This window comes from Algoriphagus sp., assembly GCF_024642405.1.
GTDB lineage: Bacteria > Bacteroidota > Bacteroidia > Cytophagales > Cyclobacteriaceae > Algoriphagus.
This window is the reverse complement of sequence record NZ_JAHEBC010000275.1, coordinates 1-5,191: the sequence shown is the minus strand read 5'-3', so window position 1 is coordinate 5,191 and position 5,191 is coordinate 1. Positions and strand designations below refer to the sequence as shown.

The 5,191-nt window shown below is 34.5% G+C and carries 3 protein-coding genes and 1 pseudogene; all 4 read left to right on the top strand.

Going from position 1 to position 5,191, the window contains the following annotated elements:
* The first annotated feature begins 129 nt into the window (after positions 1–129).
* On the top strand, positions 130–1,428 hold the full coding sequence (locus tag Q0L68_RS15965; protein WP_296705121.1) for a nucleotide sugar dehydrogenase: 1,299 nt from the start codon (positions 130–132) through the stop codon (positions 1,426–1,428).
* Between the two features lie 116 nt (positions 1,429–1,544).
* Positions 1,545–2,369, top strand: a complete 825-nt coding sequence (locus tag Q0L68_RS15960) for a polysaccharide biosynthesis/export family protein (protein ID WP_366938413.1) — start codon at positions 1,545–1,547, stop codon at positions 2,367–2,369.
* A gap of 12 nt (positions 2,370–2,381) precedes the next feature.
* Positions 2,382–4,766, top strand: coding sequence for a polysaccharide biosynthesis tyrosine autokinase (locus tag Q0L68_RS15955; protein ID WP_296705120.1), 2,385 nt, complete (start codon positions 2,382–2,384; stop codon positions 4,764–4,766).
* A gap of 9 nt (positions 4,767–4,775) precedes the next feature.
* Positions 4,776–5,191, top strand: a pseudogene (locus tag Q0L68_RS15950) (hypothetical protein); the annotation flags it as partial.

Genomic DNA, 5,191 nt, shown 5'->3' with positions numbered 1-5,191 from the left:
GAGAATTTTAAAAGCTTTTAATATGCTGGGTTTTTGTGACCGAAAGGGCGAAGCTCTAAATTTTGCTGACTAGTATTTTTAGAAAAAAAACTTAAAAAAGACAAATTCATTTATAACATTCCTGTTTTAATGTTGACACCAATAAAAGATGTAAAAATTGCCGTAATCGGGCTAGGCTATGTAGGGCTTCCTTTGGCAGTTGAATTTGCTAAAAAATATCCAACGGTAGGTTTTGATATTGATTCAAAAAGAGTTGAGGATTTGAAATCTGGGACAGATCATACATTGGAAGTTGAAAGTGATCTTCTGCAGTCTGTATTAATGAATTCATTGGAGAAAGGCGTTGGGCTTTTGCCTAGTTCGGATTCGGAAGTTTTATCAGGATGCAATATTTATATTGTAACTGTTCCAACCCCGACAGATAAGCACAATAGACCTGTTTTGACTCCCATGTTAAAAGCTTCTAAAAATATAGGAAAATACTTGAAGAAGGGAGATGTAGTTATTTATGAATCAACTGTTTATCCTGGCGTTACTGAAGATGAATGTGTCCCAGTTTTAGAATCTATTTCTGGTTTAAAATTCAATGTTGATTTCTTTGCTGGATATTCTCCAGAAAGAATCAATCCAGGTGATAAGGAACATACTGTTGCTAAGATATTAAAAGTCACTTCTGGAAGTACTCCTGAGGTAGCTGAATATGTTGATCAACTTTATAAGACGGTAATCACAGCAGGTACTCATAAAGCTTCATCCATAAAAGTTGCTGAGGCTGCAAAGGTGATAGAAAACTCTCAGCGCGATATCAATATTGCTTTTGTCAATGAGTTATCAAAGATTTTTAACCTCATGGGAATTGATACTAATGAGGTTTTGGAGGCAGCTGGCACAAAATGGAATTTCCTGAAATTCAAACCTGGTTTGGTAGGTGGTCATTGCATTGGAGTTGATCCCTTTTATCTTGCTCAAAAAGCTCAAGAACTCGGGTATCATCCTGAGATCATTTTGGCGGGTAGAAGACTAAATGATAGTATGGGAAAACATGTCGCTACAGAGGTCATCAAGTTGATGATGAGAAAAGACCTTAAGGTGATTGATTCCAAAGTATTGATTCTGGGATTTACGTTCAAAGAAGACTGTCCAGACGTCCGAAATACTAGAGTGATCGATATTTACAAAGAATTAAAATCGTTTGATATGGATGTGGATATTTATGATCCTTGGGCCAATCCAGCTGAAGTAATGCACGAGTATGGCGTTGATATTATTTCAGGAAAAAAATCTCCGGATCTCATTCAATATTCAGCGATCATCTTGGCAGTTTCTCATAAAGAATTTAATGCTCTCAAAATCCAAAAGTCAGACACTCAAGTTGTTTTTGATGTAAAAGGATTTTTAGAGAAGTCTGCAGTGGATGCAAGACTTTAAAGCGTATGCATTTAGTGCTGGTATAAATAAGAGCTTGAAATTCTGATTAATTCTTATTTTTGACCTCAAATTCAATAATTAACCAACTTTCGATATAATTTTTATTGATTCAATTCATGAATAAATTTCTAAAATCTCTATGCCTTTTGATCATTGTATCAGTGGCATTATTTTCTTGTGTATCAAATAAGAAGCTGATTTATATGCAGGAGCTAGAGGAATCAGAGGGGCCATTACTTAATTCAAGTGCTAAATTCCCCTATGAAACAGAAGAATATTTACTTCAAATTAATGATATAGTTGAGGTAAACATAAAAACAACAAGTCCAGAATTGAATCAAATATTTGGAGCTATTACCAATGATCCTCAAAATATGGCTCAAATGGGTGGTACTCAGGGAGCTGGCGATGCATTCTTTATGAACGGATATACCATTGATGATAGGGGCTACGTGGAAATCCCTTTAATTGGTGAAGTGAAACTATTAGGGCTTTCTACAAAAGAAGCCAAAGAGTTGGTTGAAAAAGAGGTTTTGAAATATGTCAATGTGAATGAATTCTTCGTACGTGTAAGGTTAGGGGGAATTAGATTCAGTACATTGGGAGAATTCAACAGATCTGGAAAATACACGATATTGCAAAACAGAGTTACAATTTTTGAAGCGATTGCTTTCGCTGGTGACCTAAATAAAATTGCAAAAAGAGACCAAGTTGTATTAGTTAGACAATACCCTGATGGTTCTCAAATGCATAGAATAAATTTATTAGATGAAAATCTATTAGGCTCTGAGTTTTATTTCTTAAAACCAAATGATATGATTTATGCTGAACCAATGAAAGTAAGAGAACTTGGTGCTGGAACAAATTTGGTTGAAACTTTAACATTACTGACGACGACTATTACTGCGATCGCGTTAGTCCTTACATTAATCAGAAATTAATTATCCTTAAATATGAGTATTGATCAGGAAGAAAATGACTTCTTTCAAGAAGAAGAAAGTAGTTTTGATATAAAGTCTATCCTTCCAAAAATTGTTAGGATTTGGCCATGGATTTTACTCAGTTTGGGGATTTTTCTTGGTTTTGCTTATTATTATACGAATACCTCTGTTCCGACTTACAAAGTCTCAAGCAAATTTTTTATTAAAGAAAATGATAAAGGATTATCCTTTTTTGAAACCCCTGCTTTGGGTTCCGAATCTGGAATCGGTTTGACAAATGAAACTATTATTTTAAAGTCAAGACCCATTGCAAATGCTACTTTGGATAAGCTTGATTTTGACGTAGAATACTATGAAGAGGGCTCTTTTATCCCAAAAGAAATTTACCGACAAACTCCCATTATTGTTGAAGTAGACTGGAAAGCACCTCAACTTACTCATGGAAGTATTCGCGTGAATTGGACTTCTTTGGATGAGTATACTTTAGTTTTTGAATCGAAAGGTTATGGTCAGTTTTTCCCTGATGGAAGTATAGGTGGTATCAGTGATCTAGAAGATAAAACCTTTAAATTCAATGAGTGGGCTGAAACTCCTCAATTTAAGTTTAAGATCAGTAATGTTTCTGGACAGGAAAGTGGTACTTCCTATTTTCTGTTAAGAGATCGTACTTATTTGATTAACTACTTTTCACTTGGGCTGACGATAGAACTTTCGCAAAAAAACTCTTCAATACTTGACTTAAGTTTGGTAGTTCCGAATAGGGCAAAAGGAGAAGCTTACCTTAATGCCCTAATGGATACTTATCTGGATCAAGAACTCCAGGAGAAAAATGAAATCGCGAATAGAACAATAAATTTTATTGATTCTCAAGTAGCTGGGGTAGCAGATTCTTTAAACTTAATTGAGGATGAATTGCAAGATTATAGGTCTGCTAATAAGATTTATAATCTAAGTAATGAGAGTTCAAGCGTTTTTGCTTCTTTGACACAGATAGAAAATCAACTTGCAAACGAAAACCTGAAAAGAAGGTATTATCAGAGTTTGAAAGATTACCTAGTTCGGGAAAACTATAATGAAATAGTTGTTCCTTCCGGTTTAGGAATTGATGACCCTTACCTTAATGGATTGATAGAGAATTTGCTTTCTGTTCAAGTAGAGAGGTCAAGACTAATGGCAACACAGACAGAAATATCTCCTGCGGTAAGAGAAACAAACAAAAAGTTATCTGATTTAAATAAGTCTATTCGAGAGATTTTGGAGAATGTCGATTTAAATAATAAAATGACGATTGCGGATCTTGAGGAAAGAAAGAAAGAAATTGAACAATCTTTTAGATCACTTCCTGAAGCAGAGCAAAACCTGATAAGAATTCAAAGGCAGGCAACCCTTACAGAGAATATTTACAATTTCCTTTCTGAAAAAAGAGCCGAATCTGCAATTTCGAAAGCTTCAAATACACCAAGTAATAAAATAATTGAATTTGCGAAAGCAGGATTACTTCAGGTAAATCCTAAGCCAGGAAGAAATTATATGGCTGCAATTTTTGCGGGGCTAATGCTTCCAATCCTTTTTGTTTTCATAAAAGAATTCTTTAGGACAAAAATTGAGGAGCCTAAATTCCTAGAGAGAAAATTGAAGGTTCCGGTTCTTTCTACTATTCTTTTTAATAAAAGTAGAGAACCTTTGGTTGTTTTCGACTCTGGAAAATCAGGAATAGCTGAAGGCTTTAGATCTTTAAGGTCCAATATCAAATTTATTGTTCCAAAAGAGAAGCAATTAACATTCATGATTACTTCTACTATTTCTGGAGAAGGAAAAACTTTCTGTGCTATGAATTTGGCAGCTGTCTATTCTTTGACAGGAAAGAAAACAATATTGATAGGATGTGATATGCGTAAGCCTAAAATCTTCGAAGATTTCGAAGTGCAAAATGATATTGGTCTTTCCACATTTTTAAGTGGTCAAGAAGATGATTGGGGGAAAATTGTAAAGAAAACGAAGTATGATAATCTCGATTTAATTGTTTCCGGACCTATTCCACCAAACCCATCTGAACTTTTATTTTCTATTAATTTTGAGAAACTCATTGATTCTTTGAAAGAAGAATACGATGTAGTAATTCTCGATACCCCGCCAGTAGGATTGGTATCGGAAACGCTCGATTTATTGAGTCTGGTTGACTTTACTCTTTTTGTGTTTCGACAAAATTATAGTGAAAAAATATTTATCGACGCTGTAAATGGATTGAAAGAACAAAAGGGGGTCAAGAATTTATACGCCATATTCAATGGACTTGATGCCAGTAAAATTTCCTACGGAGGATATGGATACTCTTACGGGTATGGATATGGCTATTATGAAGACGCAAATAAGAAAAAAAGGAAATTCGGTCTTTAAAATCTAATCTTGAAAAAATTTCTTCAAAAGTATTTCAGGTATTTCTCATTCTTTTATGAGTACCTGGGATATAAAGTGTTTATCCTCCTGGCCTCCAGTTTATTTGTTGGTTTGTTGGATGGTTTTGGTTTAGCCTTATTTATTCCTGTTTTTCAGGTGGCGGCCGATGGAATTACACCAGAAAGCAAAAGCGCTTTAGGAAATCTTGATTTCCTTCTTAACTGGATTGAGTCCCTAGGTTTTGGTCTCAATCTTAATATCATTTTGATTTCAATGGTCACTCTTTTTGTCTTGAAATCAATTGTTAAGTTTTTTGATGGGGTTTATAAGACAAAACTTCAAATGGAGTTTGTAAAAAAACTTCGTTACGAAATGGTGGACGGCTTGGAGGGAATGAGTTTCAAAAACTTCGTCAACTTAGATGC

Bases quoted from the DNA above. Each gene is read 5' to 3' on its own strand.
- Q0L68_RS15965 (WP_296705121.1), top strand. From the start codon at position 130: ATGTTGACACCAATAAAAGATGTAAAAATTGCCGTAATCGGGCTAGGC.
- Q0L68_RS15960 (WP_366938413.1), top strand. From the start codon at position 1,545: ATGAATAAATTTCTAAAATCTCTATGCCTTTTGATCATTGTATCAGTG.
- Q0L68_RS15955 (WP_296705120.1), top strand. From the start codon at position 2,382: ATGAGTATTGATCAGGAAGAAAATGACTTCTTTCAAGAAGAAGAAAGT.